We start from the raw sequence: 15,682 nt of genomic DNA, 5'->3' as shown, positions 1-15,682 counted from the left end.
TGCTCACACGCTGCTGTCAGCAGCCTTGTCGCAACCTTGTGCCTGCTCGACGTAGTGGCGCAACGCCTTTACGTCGAGCGGACCCGGGACGCGGAGCGCCCGCGGGAACGCCTTGCGGCGCACTGCCTGGTCGACACAGACCGGGACGGGATGTACGTACGCACCCCGGCCGGGCAGCGTACCGCGTGGATCAGGGGTGCAATGACCCTCGTCCGCGACGGTGCGCAGCAGCTCGCTCTTGACCGCTCGCTCCCGGCACCCCACGCAGGTGCGCTCGGGGCATGTTCGGGTACGTGTCCGGCCAGACACTGCTAAGTCTACCTCCCCGGACCGACCTCACCCCTTCGGGGCAAGAATCGAACACGTGCCGCACGCAAAGCTGTCGTGATCTCAGCGGCGTGCGGCTTGGATCTATTCCCCGGCTAGTCGGACGGCCGGTCGTCACGCCGGTCGTCACGCTGGTCGTCCGGCTGCTCGGTGTCCGGGCGGATGTCGATCCGCCAGCCGGTCAGCCGGGCCGCGAGCCGGGCGTTCTGGCCCTCCTTGCCGATGGCCAGCGACAGCTGGTAGTCGGGCACGATCACGCGCGCGGAGCGGGCCGCGAGGTCCACGACCTCCACCTTGGAGACGCGGGCCGGGGAGAGCGCGTTCGCCACCATCTCGGCCGGGTCGTCCGACCAGTCGACGATGTCGATCTTCTCGCCGTTCAGCTCGCCCATCACGTTGCGCACCCGGCCGCCCATGGGGCCGATGCAGGCACCCTTGGCGTTCAGGCCCGAGCGGGTGGAGCGTACGGCGATCTTGGTGCGGTGGCCGGCCTCGCGGGCGATCGCGGAGATCTCGACGGACCCGTCGGCGATCTCCGGCACCTCGAGGGCGAACAGCTTCTTCACCAGGTTGGGGTGCGTGCGGGACAGCGTCACGGACGGGCCGCGCACGCCCTTGGCCACGCGGACGACGTACGACCGCAGCCGCGTGCCGTGCGGGTAGGTCTCGCCGGGCACCTGCTCCTGCACCGGCAGGATGGCCTCCAGCTTGCCGATGTCGACCAGCACGTTCTTCGGGTCGCGGCCCTGCTGGACCACGCCGGTGACGATGTCGCCCTCACGTCCGGCGTACTCGCCGAGCGTCGCGTCGTCCTCGGCGTCGCGCAGCCGCTGCAGGATGACCTGCTTGGCGGTGGTGGCGGCGATACGGCCGAAGTCGGACGGGGTGTCGTCGAACTCGCGGGCCGCCTGGCCCTCCTCGAGGTCGTCGGGGTCCTCCTTCGCCCACACGGTCACGTGTCCGGTGTTCCGGTCGAGCTCCACGCGCGCGTGCCGGCGGCTTCCCTCGGTGCGGTGGTAGGCGATGAGGAGGGCCGACTCGATCGCTTCGACCAGCAGGTCGAAGGAGATCTCCTTCTCCCGTACCAAGCCCCGCAGGGCGCTCATGTCGATGTCCACGGCTACGCCTCCTCCTCTTCCGTCTTGTTGTCGGTGTTGTCGGTGTGCTCGGTGTTCTCGGTGCTCTTGGTGTCCTTGCGGTTGAACTCGACCTGGACGCGTGCCTTGTCGATGTCGCCGAAGGGCAGTCTGCGGGTGGTGGGCCTGCGGCCCTTCACTCCTGGTACTTCGAGGTCGAGTCCGTCCTCGTCCACGGCGAGGATGCGGGCGACCAGCTCGCCGCCCTCGTGCAGCTGGAACCGGACCAGGCGGTCCGTGGCGCGCACGTAGTGGCGGTGCTGGGTGAGCGAGCGCTCCGCGCCCGGGGTGCCGACCTCGAGGGTGTACTCGCCCTCGCCCATCGCGTCGGTCTCGTCGAGCTTCGCCGAGAGCACGCGGCTCACATCGGCGATGCGGTCCAGGTCCGCTCCGGTTTCGGAGTCGACGACCACGCTCAGTACACGCCTGCGGCCGACCGAGTCCACCGCGATCTCTTCGAGGTCCAGTCCCTGGGAGGCGACGAGCGGCTCCAGCAGCTCTCGCAGCCTCTCGCTCTGGGTGGTGCTCATCCGGGTGACTCCTCGGCCGCGTGTGCTGTTGTGGGACGGTGCGCGTGTCTGGTCAAAGGGTATCCGGTCGCGGGGGGTGTTGCCGTCCACCCCGTCCGGTGGGCCGGATCGGAGGGCGGGTCGAGTTCGCGGGTCGGGTTCGGGGGGTCGGGTTCGGGGGCGTGGTGCTGCCGATGAGTGGTGCCCGGGCGGGGCACGGGTACCGTGATCACGGGCGGGCCGCAGGCCGCACCGCGGGTTCCCGACGCGTCGCCCGCCGCTCTGCCGTCGCTTTGCCTCCGCTTCCGTACGAGCCTGTCGAGGACGTCTGCCGTGTCGCTTCCCCCATCGCCGCGCCCGCTCCGGGGGCCGCGCAGAAGGAGCCTGCTCGCGTCGGCCGCCGGGGCCGCCCTTCTCGTCGGTTGTACCGGGGGGTCGGACTCCGACGCCTCCGGGACCGGCCCGTCGGCCGCCGACCGGGCACGCGCGCGTGCGGCCCGGGACAGCGAGGCCCTGGCCGGGCGGTACGCGGCGGTGATCGCGGCCCATCCGGGGCTGGCGGAGCGGCTGGGGCCGCTGCGGGAGGAGGTCGTACGGCACGCGGAGGCGTTCGGTGGTGAGCGGGTGGCCTCGCCCGGGGCGTCGTCTGCCGCGTCGTCGGCAGCGTCGCCGGCCGCGTCTGCTTCGGTCTCGCCCTCGGTCTCCGCTCGGGCCGCCGGTCCGGCGGCCCGTGACGCCGGTGCCGTGCCCGCGGACGAGAAGGGCGCCCTGGGCATGCTCGCCGACGCCGAGCGGAAGCTGGCCGACCGGCGGGCCGGGGCGCTGCTCGACGTGCCGGGTGAGACGGCGCGGCTGCTGGCCTCGGTCGCGGCGGCCGGGGCGGCCCACGTGTTTCTGCTGACGGAGGGTGACGGGTGAGCAAGGCGGAGGACGGGCGGCTGGACGCGGTCCAGGCGGCGCTGGCGGCGGAGCACGCGGCGGTGTACGGCTACGGGGTCGTCGGCGGGCGGATCGGTGAGGAACGGCGCACCGAGGCACGGGCGGCGTACGACGCGCACCGGGCGCGGCGGGACGCGCTGGCGCGTGACGTCCGGGGCCTGGGCGGTGAGCCGGTCGCCGCGGCGGCCGGGTACGCGCTGCCGTTCTCGGTGCCGGACTCGGCGGCGGCGGTACGGCTGGCGGCCCGGCTGGAGGACCGGGTGGCCGGGGTCTACTCCGACCTGGTGCGGGCGGCCGAGGGCGACCTGCGGGCCACGGCGGCCGGTGCGCTGCGGGAGGCCGCGGTCCGCGCGGCGCGCTGGCGGGGCGGGAGCGTAGCCTTCCCTGGGCTCGCCGAGCGGGCCGGCACGCCGACCGGGCGGGGTCCCGCTCCGGATGCCTCCGACACGGCGACGGGGCCGGCGGCCCCGTCGGCGACGGCTTCACCGACTGCGTAACGCGTACGGCTTTCCGTACGGGAAGGGAACGGCTCGCGCATGGCATTCGAACCGCCGCGGCGTTTGATCAGGGCGCTCGGCGAGACGGCGCCGGACGGTGACAGCTGGTTGGCGAAGCTGCCCGAAGCGGCGGAGCGGGCCGTGGCGGTGCGGGGGCTGACCGTTGAGCGGGTGCAGGTGCCCGGCGGGCGCAGCAGCCTGGTGGTGCTGGTGCGCGGGGCCGAGGGGGCGCCTGCGGTGCTGAAGCTCGCCCCTCCCCGGGCGCGTCCGGAGAGTGAGCGGGCCGCGCTCGCGCACTGGGGCGGGCTGGGCGCCGTGCAGGTGCGCGAGGCGGCCGACGAGGAGGGCGTGCTGCTGCTCGAGCGGCTGCATCCGGACGTGTCGGTGCGGTCGTTGCCGGAGGCGAAGGCGTTGCTGGAGGCGGCGGGGACGTTGCGGCGGCTGTGGGTGGAGCCGCCCGCCTCTCATTCCTTCGAGACCGTGGCCCAGCGGACCGGGCGCCAGGCGGCGGCCATGCGGGCGGGCGCGGCGGCCGACGCGGAGGTTGCGCCGCTGGTCGACGCGGCGCTCGCGGCTCGCGAGGAGTTGCTGGCCGAGCCGCCGGAGGAGCGGCTGCTGCACGGCACGTTCCGGCAGAGCAAGGTGCTCGCCGGGGACCGGATGCCGTGGCTGGCGGTGGGGCCCGATCCGGTGGTCGGGGAGAGCGCGTTCGATCTGGCGCGGCTGGTGCGGGACCGGGTGGAGGATCTGATCGCCCAGCCGTCGGGGGCGTCGACCACGCGGCGGCGGATCAAGCGGCTCGCGGAGTCGCTGGAGGTCGATCAGGAGCGGCTGCGCGGCTGGACGCTGTTCCGGGCGGTGGAGTCGGGGGTGCGGGCCCGGCGGGTGGGGCGAGAGCAGGACGCGGAGCTGTTGCTGGAGTTCGCGGGCTGGTTGTGACGGGGCCTCCGACGGTGGCGCGAGATGTCTCCGACGGTGGCGCGAGATGTCTCCGACGGTGGCGCGGGATGCCTGCGGCGGCCTGCGCGGGTGCCTGCGGCGGTGGGGCCGGTGCCTGCGGCGGTGGCGCGGGTGCCTGCGGCGGTGGCGCGGGTGCCTGCGGCGCCTGCGCGGGTTGTGGGGGTGCGCGTAGCGCGGTGCGTTGTCCGGGGGTCGGGCCGCGCCGGGGGGTGTCCGTCCTCGGAACGGCGCGGAATCGGTTGCTTGAAGAGGCGCGGGGCGTTGACGCGCCATCCGCTGCGGGCGGACACCCCCCGACACGTCCCTGCTCGCCGTACGCGCCTGCCGGCCGCCTCACCTGGGTGCCCCGCCCCGCCGTGTGCGGCTCTCTCGCCCTCGCCGGTGCGCGTGCAGTCGCCACGCTGCCCCGCCGCTGCGGGCAGTCGTGGGTGGGCGCGGCGGCACCCCGCCGGGCCGCGTCACCCCGGGCCCGCGCCCGGGGGAACGCGGTGCCGGTCAGTTGGTGAGGCGGGTGATGGCCTCCTCGACCGTCACTTCCTCGCGTTCGCCCGTGCGGCGGTCCTTCAGTTCGACGACGCCCTCTGCGGAGCGGCGGCCGGCCACCAGGATCTGGGGGACGCCGATGAGTTCCGCGTCGGTGAACTTCACGCCGGGAGAGACCCCCGCGCGGTCGTCCACCAGGACGCGGACGCCGGCCGCGGCCAGCTTGTCGGAGACCTCCAGGGCCAGCTCGGTCTGCAGCGCCTTGCCCGCGGCGACGACGTGGACGTCGGCCGGGGCGACCTCCTTGGACCAGACGAGGCCCTTGTCGTCGGCGTGCTGCTCGGCGAGCGCCGCCACCGCGCGGGAGACGCCGATGCCGTAGGAGCCCATGGTGACGCGGGCCGGCTTGCCGTTCTGGCCGAGGACGTCGAGCTTGAGGGCGTCCGCGTACTTGCGCCCCAGCTGGAAGATGTGGCCGATCTCGATGGCGCGGTCCAGCTTCAGGCCCGTGCCGCACTTCGGGCAGGGGTCGCCCTCGCGGACCACGACCACGTCGACGTAGGCGTCGACCTCGAAGTCGCGGCCCGCCACGACGTTCTTGGCGTGGGTGTCGGCCTTGTTGGCGCCCGTGATCCACGCGGTGCCCGGCGCGACGCGGGGGTCGGCGATGTACGTGACCTTCTCGCCCAGTCCCTGCGGGCCGACGTAGCCGCGGACCAGGTCGGGGCGGCCGACGAAGTCCTCGGCGGTGACCAGCTCGACGGCGGCCGGGGCGAAGTGCGCCTCGACCTTGTCCGTGTCGACCTCGCGGTCGCCGGGGACGCCCACGGCGACGATCTCGCCGTCCACCTTGACGAGGAGGTTCTTGAGGGTGGCCGAGGCCGGTACGCCGAGAGAGGCGGCCAGGGTCTCGATCGTGGGGGTGTCGGGGGTGGGGATGTCCTCGGCGGCCGGGACGCCGGTCGCGTCCACCGGGGTGAGGGCGTGGGTGATCGCCTCGGTGTTGGCGGCGTAGTCGCAGTTCGGGCAGTCCGCGAAGGTGTCCTCGCCGGCCTCCGCGGGGGCCAGGAACTCCTCCGACTTGGAGCCGCCCATGGCGCCGGCGGTGGCCGCGACGATGCGGTAGTCGAGGCCCAGGCGCTCGAAGATGCGCTGGTAGGCGGCGCGGTGCAGGGCGTAGGACTCGGCGAGGCCCTCGTCGGCGACGTCGAAGGAGTAGGAGTCCTTCATGAGGAACTCGCGGCCGCGCAGGATGCCGGCCCGGGGGCGGGCCTCGTCGCGGTACTTGTTCTGGATCTGGTAGAGGATGACCGGCAGGTCCTTGTAGGAGGACGCCTGGTCCTTGACGAGGAGGGTGAAGATCTCCTCGTGGGTGGGGCCGAGGAGGTAGTCGCCGCCCTTGCGGTCCTGAAGGCGGAAGAGTTCGGGGCCGTACTCGTCCCAGCGGCCCGTCGCCTCGTACGGCTCGCGCGGCAGCAGGGCGGGGAGCTGGACCTCCTGGGCGCCGATGGCGTCCATCTCCTCGCGGACGATGCGCTCGATGTTGCCGAGGACCTTCTTGCCCAGCGGCAGCCAGCTCCACAGGCCGGCGGCGGTGCGGCGCACGTAGCCGGCGCGGACCAGCAGCTTGTGGCTGAGGACCTCGGCGTCCGCCGGGTCGTCGCGCAGCGTCTTCGCCATCAACTTCGACATGCGCTGGACCGGTGCGTTGGCCATGGTTCTCGTGTCTCCTGCTGCGTAAGGGTGGTGCTAGGAGGTTAGCCGGGTGGTCCGGTGCGGTGGAAATCGGTTATCGACCGGCCGGTGACCGCCTGCGCAGCGGGAGCGTGGCGCCCATCACCGCGTACGGCTTGGGGGCGCTCGGGAAGAGGACCTGACGGGCGAGGTCCTGGTAGCCGAGGGAGTGGTAGAGGCCGCGGGCGGGGCTGTCCCGGTCGATCGCGGAGAGGATGGAGCGGGGCTGGGCGGCGGCGTCGGTGATCGTGGTGATCAGGGCGCGGCCCGCGCCGCGGTTCTGGTGCGCCGGGTGGACGTGGAGCTCCGTGATGACGAAGGAGTCGTCCAGCCAGGCGTCGGTGCCCCGGTCTCGGAGGTAGGGCTCGACGACCGTGGACCACCAGTGGGCGCGGTCGTTGGGCATGCCGTAGACGAAGCCGACGAGGCGGCCCTCGACGGTGGCGCCGAGGGCCCTGGCGCCCGCGTAGGTCATGTGGCGCAGGACGATCTGGCGGCGGACGGCCACCTCGTCGGGGCCGAGGCCGAACGCGGCGGCTTGGACGGCCAGCGCCTCGTCCACGTGCGCGGAGAGGTCCAGTGGGCCGATCACGAGGTCCATGGCGGGGAGCCTACAGGGGCGTTCCGGTTGTCGTCGGGGAGCGGGCCGCCGTCTGGGCCGGGTTCAGAACAGGACGCTCATGAAGGCGCCGACCTCCTGGAACCCCACCCGGAGGTACGTCCGTCGGGCCGCCGTGTTGAAGTCGTTGACGTAGAGGCTCGCCACCGGGGCGGTGTCCGCGAGGGCGTAGCGCAGGACCGCCGCCATGCCGGGGGCCGCCAGGCCCTTGCCGCGGTACTCGGGGTGCACCCACACGCCCTGGATCTGGCAGGCGCGGTCGGTGGCGGCGCCGATCTCGGCCTTGAAGACGACCTTGCCGTCGGCGTCGAAGCGGGCGAAGGAGCGGCCGGAGCCGACGAGTTCGGCGACCCGGGCCTGGTAGAGCAGGCCGCCGTCGCCGGCCATCGGGGAGATGCCGACCTCCTCGGTGAACATCGCCACACAGGCCGGCATGATCCGCTCCATCTCGTCCTTGCGGACGCGGCGGACGTAGGGGTCCGGGGCGATGTCGTCGGGGAGCCGGTCGGTGACCATGAGGGGCTGGCGGGTGCGGACCTCGCGGGCCGGGCCCCAGCCGGGTTCCAGCAGCCGCCACAGCTGGGCGGTCGGGCCGGCGGGGCCGACGATCGAGGAGCAGCGGCGGCCGGCCCGGCGGGCGCGGTCGGCGAAGGCGCGGACGGCGCGGGGGGTGGCGCAGATGGGGACGAGGTTGGCGCCCGCGTAGCACAGCGAGGTCAGCATGCCGTGCTCGTACCAGCCCCACATCTCGCCGCCCAGGCGCCACGGGTCGAGACCGGCGACCTGCACGCGTGCGGTCACGAAGGCGTTGGCGACCGGCTCGCGGTCCAGGACGGCGAGCGCGGCCTCCAGGTCGCTCGGTTCGAGCACGCGGGAGGTGGTCTGCGTCAACACGTGCGGCGGCCTCACCCTGAGATCAGCTGGTCTCCGCACTGTACCTGTCGTGCATATGCCGCGCCGCCCCCAGGGCGACGCGGCAGGATCGGGCGGATCAGCCCGCGACGGAGACCGAGGGCTCGCCGGAGATCACGCCGTCCTTCTCCATCTGCTCGGCGATCTTCATGGCCTCGTCGATGAGGGTCTCCACGATCTTGGACTCGGGGACGGTCTTGATGACCTCGCCCTTGACGAAGATCTGGCCCTTGCCGTTGCCGGAGGCGACGCCGAGGTCGGCCTCGCGGGCCTCGCCGGGACCGTTGACGACGCAGCCCATGACGGCGACGCGGAGGGGGACCTCCATGCCCTCCAGGCCGGCGGTGACCTCCTCGGCCAGCTTGTACACGTCGACCTGGGCGCGGCCGCAGGACGGGCAGGAGACGATCTCCAGGCCGCGCTGGCGCAGGTTCAGCGACTCCAGGATCTGGATGCCGACCTTGATCTCCTCGACCGGCGGGGCGGAGAGGGAGACCCGGATGGTGTCGCCGATGCCCTGGGAGAGCAGTGCGCCGAAGGCGACCGCCGACTTGATGGTGCCCTGGAAGGCCGGGCCCGCCTCGGTGACGCCGAGGTGCAGCGGGTAGTCGCACTGGGCGGCGAGCTGGCGGTAGGCCTCGACCATGACGACCGGGTCGTTGTGCTTGACCGAGATCTTGATGTCGCGGAAGTCGTGCTCCTCGAAGAGCGAGGCTTCCCACAGGGCGGACTCGGCCAGGGCCTCGGGGGTCGCCTTGCCGTACTTCTGGAGCAGGCGGCGGTCGAGGGAGCCCGCGTTCACGCCGATGCGGATGGGCGTGCCGTGGTCCTTGGCCGCCTTGGCGATCTCCTTGACCTTGTCGTCGAACTGCTTGATGTTGCCCGGGTTCACCCGGACCGCGGCGCAGCCGGCCTCGATCGCGGCGAAGACGTACTTGGGCTGGAAGTGGATGTCCGCGATCACCGGGATCTGCGACTTCTTCGCGATGACGGGCAGCGCGTCGGCGTCGTCCTGGGTGGGGCAGGCCACGCGGACGATCTGGCAGCCGGACGCCGTCAGCTCGGCGATCTGCTGGAGGGTGGCGCCGATGTCGGAGGTGCGGGTCGTGGTCATGGACTGGACCGACACGGGGGCGTCGCCGCCCACCGCCACGGGCCCGACCTGGATCTGCCGGCTCTTGCGGCGCTCCGCGAGCCTGGTCGGAACGTCCGGCATGCCGAGAGAAATCGCAGTCATCTGCTGTGCAACCCCAAGTCGTGGATCAAGGTCCGGTCCCGTTCAGCGGCGGGCTCCGGCCTTCGAGATTACGGCACCGACATGAACGCCGGGCACGCGGCGTACGGGAGATGCACCCTTTGGCGTCCATCTGCCGGGTGAGGCGACTGAAGCCCGGCCCGGAGGGACATGCTCTCCGGATCGGGCTTCTCGTCGGATCGTCGGACGGTCACCGCATCGGGTGATCGGTCCCGCGCGCGGTGGCCGTCCGGGCGTCAGGTGATGCGCACCGGGTTGACGACGTCCGCCACCAGCACGAGCAGCGTGAAGCAGACGAAGACGCCCGCCACCACGTAGGCCACCGGCATCAGCTTCGCCACGTCGAAGGGCCCAGGGTCGGGCCTGCGCAGCACCTTCGCTGCGCCGCGGCGCAGCGACTCCCACAGGGCGCCCGCGATGTGGCCGCCGTCGAGCGGCAGCAGCGGGAGCATGTTGAAGAGGAACAGGGAGAGGTTGAAGCCGGCCACCAGCATCACGAACATGGCGAGCTGCTGGGTGGGCGGGATGTCGAGGGTGGCGATCTCGCCGCCGACGCGGGCCGCGCCGACGACGCCCATCGGGGAGTCGGCCTCGCGGGGCCCGTCGCCGAAGGCCGCGTCCCACAGGGCGGGGATCTTGGCGGGCAGGGCGGCGAGGTTGTCGACGGCGTCGCCGATCCGGTCGCCCATCCAGGTCACGGACTGGCCGAAGTCCTGTTTCACCACGCCGGTGGCGGAGCTGAAGCCGAGGAAGCCCGCGGTGACGTACTCGCCCTGGACGATCTGACCGTTGGAGTCCTTCTTGGCGACCTTGTTGGTGGCGATGGTCGCGTGGAGGGTGATCTCCTCGCCCTTGCGCTCGACGACGACCGGTACGTCCTCGCCGGGGTTGGCGCGGATCAGGTCGGACAGCCTGTCCCAGTCGTCGGTCCGTACGCCGTCGAAGGCGAGGATCTTGTCGCCGGCCCTGAGGCCCGCCGCCGCGGCCGGGGAGGCCGGGTCGGCCTTGGTGCAGTCGTCGCGGTTCTCGCTCTGCGAGATGACGCACTGGGAGACCGAGCTGACGGTGGTGGTCTGCTGCGAGATGCCGAAGCCCATCAGCACCGTGAGGAAGAGCACCACGGCGAGGATCAGGTTCATGAACGGGCCGGCGAACATGACGATGACGCGCTTCCACGGCTTGCGCGTGTAGAAGAGGCGCTTCTCGTCACCGGGCTGCAGTTCCTCGAAGGCGGCCGACCGGGCGTCCTCTATCATCCCGCGCCAGGGCGAGGTGGAGCGTGCCTCCATGCGGCCGTCGGGGCCGGGCGGGAACATGCCGATCATGCGGATGTAGCCGCCGAACGGGATGGCCTTGACCCCGTACTCGGTGTCGCCCTTCTTCCTGGAGAAGAGCGTCGGTCCGAAGCCCACCATGTACTGCGGCACCCGGATGCCGAACATCTTGGCCGTGGACAGGTGGCCCAGCTCGTGCCAGGCGATGGAGAAGAGCAGGCCGACGGCGAAGAGGACTATGCCGAGGATGAACATCAGGGTCGTCATGCACGGGCCTCCGCCGTCTGTGCCGCCAGTTGCCGGGCCCGGGCGCGTGCCCAGGTCTCCGCTTCGAGGACGTCCGCGACGGTGAGCGAGGTTCCCGTACGGGGGGTGCCGTGCTCCTCGACCACCCGCGTGACGGTCTCCATGATCCCGAGAAACGGCAGTGCGCCGGAGCGGAACGCCTCGACACACTCCTCGTTGGCGGCATTGAACACCGCCGGGGCCGTGCCCGCGAGCTGTCCGACGTGCCGGGCCAGGTCGACGGAGGGGAAGGCCTCGTTGTCGAGCGGGAAGAACTCCCAGGTCGAGGCCTTGCTCCAGTCGAAGGCGGGCGCGGCGTCGGGGACGCGTTCGGGCCAGCCGAGGCCCACGGCGATGGGCCCGCCCATGTCGGGGGGCGTGGCGTGGGCCAGGGTCGATCCGTCCGTGTACTCAACCATCGAGTGGACATACGACTGCGGGTGCACGACCACCTCAATGCGGTCGAAGGGAATGTCGTAGAGCAGGTGGGCCTCGATCACCTCCAGGCCCTTGTTGACCAGGGTCGCGGAGTTGATCGTGATCACCGGGCCCATGGCCCAGGTGGGGTGGGCGAGCGCGTCCTCGACGGTGACGGCCGCCAGCTGGTCCCTGGTACGGCCCCGGAACGGGCCGCCGGAGGCAGTGACGACCAGCTTGCGCACGTCGGCGCGGGTGCCGGCGGCCAGCGCCTGGAAGAGGGCGGCGTGCTCGGAGTCGACCGGGATGATCTGGCCCGGCTTGGCCAGCGCCTTGACCAGCGGGCCGCCGACGATGAGCGACTCCTTGTTGGCCAGCGCGAGGGTGCGGCCCGCCTCCAGGGCGGCGAGGGTCGGCGCGAGTCCGATGGAGCCGGTGATGCCGTTGAGCACGGTGTGGCAGTCGGAGGCGGCGAGCTGGGTGGCCGCGTCCGGTCCGGCGAGGATCTCGGGGAGCGGCTCGCCCGTCCCGTACTGGGCGGTGAGCGCCTCCCGCAGCGCCGGTACGACGTCCTCGCGGGCGACGGCGACGGTCCGCGCCCTCAGCCGGTACGCCTGCTCGGCGAGGAGGGCGACCCGGCTGCCGTTGGCGGACAGGGCGGTGACCCGGAAGCGGTCCGGGTTGCGCAGCACGAGGTCGATGGCCTGGGTCCCGATCGACCCGGTGGACCCGAGGACCACCACGTCCTTCGGGCCGTCGCCCGCCACCGGGTCGTAGACGAGGTGGGGGTCGGCGAGTGGGGCTGGACTGTCGCTCATCCCCCCATTGTGTCCGCAACGGCCCTCCGGGAGGACAGCGCGTCCCTCGGCCGGGTGTCGCGGGCCGTACGAGGGGTGGCCGGGCCGGTCGGCCGCGCCCCTCCCGCCGGGACGGTCCGGTGCGGCAGGCGCCCGACGCGAGTCGCCGGGGGCCTGCTCCGGTCCTGCCTTCGGGGCGGGGCCCCGGGTCAGCCGATGGCGCGGCGGACGTTCTCCCGGCCGGACGGGCCCGGGGCCGCCTCCGCGATCCACGGCCCGTCGCCCGACGGGTCGACGACGCCCTGTTCCAGCCACTCGTACGCGCCGCCCAGCACGCCCTTGACGACCTTGCGGTCGAGGTCGTCGGTGTTGCTCCACAGGCGGCCGAAGAGTTCCTCGACGCGGATGCGGGACTGGCGGCAGAAGGCGTCGGCGAGCTGGTAGGCCTCGCGGCCGTGCTCGCCCTTGGTGCGCAGGTGCTCGGCGCGGACGCAGGCGGCGCTCATCGCGAACAGCTCCGCGCCGATGTCGACGATCCGGCCCAGGAAGCCCTGCTTGGTCTCCATCCGGCCCTGCCAGCGCGACATGGCGTAGAAGGTGGAGCGGGCTAGCTTGCGGGCGGTGCGTTCGACGTAACGCAGGTGACCGGAGAGGTCGGGGTGACCGGAGGGGTGGAAGTCGGCGTACGAGCGCGGGAGTTGGCCGGGACCCGCGACGAGTTTCGGCAGCCACTTGGCGTAGAAGACGCCGGCCTGCGCGCCCGCCCGCGCCTTGTCGGAGAGGGTCTTGTCGGGGTCGATCAGGTCGCCGGCGACCGAGAGGTGGGCGTCGACCGCCTCGCGCGCGATCAGCAGGTGCATGATCTCGGTGGAACCCTCGAAGATGCGGTTGATGCGCAGGTCCCGCAGGAGTTGCTCGGCGGGGACCGCGCGCTCGCCGCGGGCTTCGAGTGAGGCCGCGGTCTCGAAGCCCCGGCCGCCGCGGATCTGGACCAGTTCGTCGGCCATCAGGCAGGCCATCTCGGAGCCGTAGAGCTTGGCGAGGGCGGCCTCGATGCGGATGTCGTTGCGGTCCTCGTCGGCCATCTGGGAGGAGAGGTCCAGGACGGCTTCGAGGGCGAAGGTGGTCGCCGCGATGAAGGAGATCTTGGAGCCGACCGCCTCGTGCAGCGCGACCGGCTTGCCCCACTGCTCGCGCACCGCCGACCACTCGCGGGCGATCTTCAGGCACCACTTGCCGGCCCCGACGCACATCGCGGGGAGGGAGAGGCGGCCGGTGTTGAGGGTGGTCAGGGCGATCTTCAGGCCCGCACCCTCGGGGCCGATGCGGTTCGCCGCCGGGACGCGGACCCGGTGGAAGCGGGTGACGCCGTTCTCCAGGCCGCGCAGGCCCATGAAGGCGTTGCGGTTCTCCACCGTGACGCCCTCGGAGGCGGCCTCGACCACGAACGCGGTGATGCCCCCCTTGCCGCCCGCCGCGTCCTTGCCGCCCTCGGGCTTCGGGACGCGGGCCATGACCACGAGCAGGTCGGCGACGACGCCGTTGGTGGTCCACAGCTTCACACCGTCGAGGACGTAGTCGTCGCCGTCCCGGACGGCGGTGGTGGCCAGCCGGGCCGGGTCGGAGCCGACGTCCGGCTCGGTCAGCAGGAAGGCCGAGATGTCGGTGCGGGCGCAGCGCGGCAGGAACGTGGCCTTCTGCTCCTGGGTGCCGAACATCTTCAGCGGCTGCGGCACGCCGATCGACTGGTGGGCGGAGAGCAGTGCGCCGATCGCGGGGTTCGCGGAGCCGACCAGGGCGAGGGACTTGTTGTAGTAGACCTGGGTCAGGCCGAGGCCGCCGTACTTGGTGTCGATCTTCATGCCGAAGGCGCCCAGCTCCTTCAGCCCGGTGATCACGTCGTCGGGGATCCGCGCGTCGCGCTCGATCACCGCGCCGTCGATCTTCGTCTCGCAGAAGTCGCGCAGTTTGGTGAGGAACTCCTCGCCCCGCTGGACGTCCTCTTCGGCCGGGACCGGGTGGGGGTGGAGGAGGTCGAGGCGGAAGCGGCCGAGGAAGAGTTCCTTGGCGAAACTGGGCTTGCGCCAGTCCTGTTCCCGGGCCGCCTCCGCGACCTGTCGGGCTTCACGTTCGGTGACGGTGGGTCGGGAGGAGGGGGTGGGTGGTGCGGACATGGGGCTCACCTCGCCGCGATTCGTCCTGCGCGAACTTGCGGACGTACGTTACTAGTCGGTGCTACCCGTTCGTATGTACCCGATCCCGGGCGACCCGGCCACCCTTCGTGCGGCCGTTCGGCCGATACTGCGTGGGGAGAGCGGGAGAGAGGAACGCGGCTGAGGAAGCGGTGGAGAAGGCGGTCGGCCATCGCGGCGAACAAAGCCGTCGAAGCGCTTCGACAGCCTATGGACACCCATCCTCACTGCGGCTACTGTCGAACCACCCTCGCCCACCCCTATCTGTCCCGCGCGCTGTCGAAGCGCTTCACACAATTTGGAGAGCTGGATGGTCACCCTCGCCGAGGTCGCCCAGCACGCCGGAGTCTCGGCCAGCACGGTGAGCTATGTCCTCAGCGGCAAGCGGTCCATCTCCACCACCACCCGGCAGCGGGTCGAGGAGAGCATCCGGAAGCTCGGCTACCACCCGAACGCCGGCGCCCGCGCACTGGCCAGCAGCAGGTCGAACATCATCGCCCTCATGATCCCGCTGCGCACCGACATGTACGTGCCGGTGATGATGGAGATCGCCATCGCGGTCGCGGCCGGCGCGCGCACCCACGGGTACGACATCCTGCTGCTCACCGGCGAGGAGGGCCCCGACGCGGTGCGCCGCGTCACCGGCAGCGGACTCGCCGACGCGATGATCCTCATGGACGTCGAACTCGACGACGAGCGGCTCCCCCTCCTCCGCGACACCCACCAGCCGTCCGTACTGATCGGACTCCCCGCCAGCACCGAAGGCCTCACCTGCGTCGACTTGGACTTCCGGGCGACCGGCGCGCTGTGCGTGGAGCATCTGGCGCAGCTGGGGCACCGGGACATCGCCGTCATCGGTGAGGCCGCCGCCGTGTACGAACGGCACACCGGTTTCGCCGAGCGCACCCTCGACGGCCTGCGCACCCGCGCGCGCGAGCTGGGACTGCGGCTGCTGCACCGGCCCTGCGAGGGCGGGTACGACGCGATGGCCGCGACGCTGGCCCGCGTCTTCGACGAGCGCCCCGACACCACGGGGTTCGTCGTCCAGAACGAGTCGGCGGTGGAACCGCTGCTCGCCCTGCTGCGCCAGCAGGGGCGGGCGGTGCCGGAGGACGTGTCGGTGGTCGCGGTCTGCCCCGAGCAGGTCGCCACCCAGGCCTCGGTGCGGCTCACCTCGGTGGCGCTGCCCGCGCAGGAGATGGGCCGGCGGGCCGTGGAGCAGCTGGTGGCCAAGCTCGACGGGCGCGGTAGCGACGAGGTCGTGCTGCTCGCACCGGAGCTGACCGTCCGGGCCAGTTCGGGTCCGGCGCCCGTCCGGTCGTAGGGTCGCCCGGCTCCCGCCCTGG

The 15,682-nt window shown here is 72.3% G+C and carries 14 protein-coding genes; 4 read left to right on the top strand and 10 right to left on the bottom strand.

The window, feature by feature from the left end:
* Positions 1-3 precede the first annotated feature (3 nt).
* The 3 genes from Sco07f_RS35190 to rimP form a co-directional block, all read right to left on the bottom strand.
* The gene (locus tag Sco07f_RS35190) at positions 4-309 is read right to left on the bottom strand and encodes a YlxR family protein (protein WP_042825294.1); all 306 of its coding nucleotides are present in this window, start codon (positions 307-309) and stop codon (positions 4-6) included.
* Positions 310-422: 113 nt separating this feature from the next.
* Positions 423-1,445 carry a transcription termination factor NusA gene (gene nusA / locus Sco07f_RS35185; RefSeq protein WP_007444953.1) on the bottom strand — a complete coding sequence of 341 codons (1,023 nt, stop codon included), beginning with the start codon at positions 1,443-1,445 and terminating at the stop codon, positions 423-425.
* A 2-nt stretch (positions 1,446-1,447) separates the two neighbouring features.
* Positions 1,448-1,993 (bottom strand): ribosome maturation factor RimP, encoded by a 546-nt coding sequence (gene rimP, locus Sco07f_RS35180; RefSeq protein ID WP_108990266.1) that lies wholly within the window; start codon positions 1,991-1,993, stop codon positions 1,448-1,450.
* A 312-nt stretch (positions 1,994-2,305) separates the two neighbouring features.
* Between rimP and Sco07f_RS35175 the strand changes: the two genes are divergently transcribed.
* From Sco07f_RS35175 to Sco07f_RS35165, 3 genes are read left to right on the top strand one after another with little or no spacing between them, the layout of a single operon-like run.
* Complete coding sequence (locus tag Sco07f_RS35175) at positions 2,306-2,890, top strand: hypothetical protein (protein WP_108990265.1); 585 nt, start codon at positions 2,306-2,308, stop codon at positions 2,888-2,890.
* Positions 2,887-3,408, top strand: a complete 522-nt coding sequence (locus Sco07f_RS35170) for a ferritin-like domain-containing protein (RefSeq protein WP_054100874.1) — start codon at positions 2,887-2,889, stop codon at positions 3,406-3,408. Before Sco07f_RS35175 ends, Sco07f_RS35170 begins: the two co-directional genes overlap by 4 nt.
* 39 nt (positions 3,409-3,447) lie before the next feature.
* Complete coding sequence (locus tag Sco07f_RS35165; RefSeq protein ID WP_108990264.1) at positions 3,448-4,347, top strand: aminoglycoside phosphotransferase family protein; 900 nt, start codon at positions 3,448-3,450, stop codon at positions 4,345-4,347.
* Positions 4,348-4,863: 516 nt separating this feature from the next.
* On the opposite strand, the gene Sco07f_RS35160 is transcribed toward Sco07f_RS35165, so the two are convergent.
* The 7 genes from Sco07f_RS35160 to Sco07f_RS35130 all read right to left on the bottom strand — a co-directional run bounded on the left by Sco07f_RS35160 (position 4,864) and on the right by Sco07f_RS35130 (position 14,318).
* Positions 4,864-6,567, bottom strand: a complete 1,704-nt coding sequence (locus Sco07f_RS35160; RefSeq protein ID WP_108990263.1) for a proline--tRNA ligase — start codon at positions 6,565-6,567, stop codon at positions 4,864-4,866.
* 73 nt (positions 6,568-6,640) lie between these two features.
* Positions 6,641-7,186, bottom strand: coding sequence for a GNAT family N-acetyltransferase (locus tag Sco07f_RS35155; protein ID WP_007387719.1), 546 nt, complete (start codon positions 7,184-7,186; stop codon positions 6,641-6,643).
* 63 nt (positions 7,187-7,249) lie between these two features.
* A complete protein-coding gene (locus Sco07f_RS35150; RefSeq protein ID WP_054100871.1) occupies positions 7,250-8,098 on the bottom strand; it encodes a GNAT family N-acetyltransferase in 849 nt (282 codons plus the stop codon).
* A 97-nt stretch (positions 8,099-8,195) separates the two neighbouring features.
* Positions 8,196-9,353 carry a flavodoxin-dependent (E)-4-hydroxy-3-methylbut-2-enyl-diphosphate synthase gene (gene ispG / locus Sco07f_RS35145; protein ID WP_087789382.1) on the bottom strand — a complete coding sequence of 386 codons (1,158 nt, stop codon included), beginning with the start codon at positions 9,351-9,353 and terminating at the stop codon, positions 8,196-8,198.
* 254 nt (positions 9,354-9,607) lie between these two features.
* Positions 9,608-10,912 (bottom strand): M50 family metallopeptidase, encoded by a 1,305-nt coding sequence (locus Sco07f_RS35140; RefSeq protein WP_007387716.1) that lies wholly within the window; start codon positions 10,910-10,912, stop codon positions 9,608-9,610.
* A complete protein-coding gene (dxr, locus tag Sco07f_RS35135; protein WP_108990262.1) occupies positions 10,909-12,165 on the bottom strand; it encodes a 1-deoxy-D-xylulose-5-phosphate reductoisomerase in 1,257 nt (418 codons plus the stop codon). Before dxr ends, Sco07f_RS35140 begins: the two co-directional genes overlap by 4 nt.
* A gap of 188 nt (positions 12,166-12,353) precedes the next feature.
* Positions 12,354-14,318: an acyl-CoA dehydrogenase family protein gene (locus tag Sco07f_RS35130; protein ID WP_108990261.1), complete on the bottom strand. Its 1,965-nt coding sequence runs from the start codon at positions 14,316-14,318 to the stop codon at positions 12,354-12,356.
* Positions 14,319-14,646: 328 nt separating this feature from the next.
* On the opposite strand from Sco07f_RS35130, the gene Sco07f_RS35125 reads away from it, so the two are divergent.
* Positions 14,647-15,660, top strand: coding sequence for a LacI family DNA-binding transcriptional regulator (locus Sco07f_RS35125; RefSeq protein ID WP_054100868.1), 1,014 nt, complete (start codon positions 14,647-14,649; stop codon positions 15,658-15,660).
* Positions 15,661-15,682 lie beyond the last annotated feature (22 nt).

It is taken from the genome of Streptomyces coelicoflavus (genome assembly GCF_003112555.1).
Classification (GTDB): domain Bacteria; phylum Actinomycetota; class Actinomycetes; order Streptomycetales; family Streptomycetaceae; genus Streptomyces; species Streptomyces coelicoflavus.
This window is presented reverse-complemented; position numbering and strand designations above follow the sequence as displayed.

What these genes read in the sequence shown, in the direction of transcription:
- ispG (WP_087789382.1), bottom strand. Translation starts at nt 9,353, where the DNA reads ATGACTGCGATTTCTCTCGGCATGCCGGACGTTCCGACCAGGCTCGCG.
- Sco07f_RS35130 (WP_108990261.1), bottom strand. Translation starts at nt 14,318, where the DNA reads ATGTCCGCACCACCCACCCCCTCCTCCCGACCCACCGTCACCGAACGT.
- Sco07f_RS35140 (WP_007387716.1), bottom strand. Translation starts at nt 10,912, where the DNA reads ATGACGACCCTGATGTTCATCCTCGGCATAGTCCTCTTCGCCGTCGGC.
- dxr (WP_108990262.1), bottom strand. Translation starts at nt 12,165, where the DNA reads ATGAGCGACAGTCCAGCCCCACTCGCCGACCCCCACCTCGTCTACGAC.
- Sco07f_RS35155 (WP_007387719.1), bottom strand. Translation starts at nt 7,186, where the DNA reads ATGGACCTCGTGATCGGCCCACTGGACCTCTCCGCGCACGTGGACGAG.
- rimP (WP_108990266.1), bottom strand. Translation starts at nt 1,993, where the DNA reads ATGAGCACCACCCAGAGCGAGAGGCTGCGAGAGCTGCTGGAGCCGCTC.
- Sco07f_RS35165 (WP_108990264.1), top strand. Translation starts at nt 3,448, where the DNA reads ATGGCATTCGAACCGCCGCGGCGTTTGATCAGGGCGCTCGGCGAGACG.
- Sco07f_RS35160 (WP_108990263.1), bottom strand. Translation starts at nt 6,567, where the DNA reads ATGGCCAACGCACCGGTCCAGCGCATGTCGAAGTTGATGGCGAAGACG.
- Sco07f_RS35125 (WP_054100868.1), top strand. Translation starts at nt 14,647, where the DNA reads ATGGTCACCCTCGCCGAGGTCGCCCAGCACGCCGGAGTCTCGGCCAGC.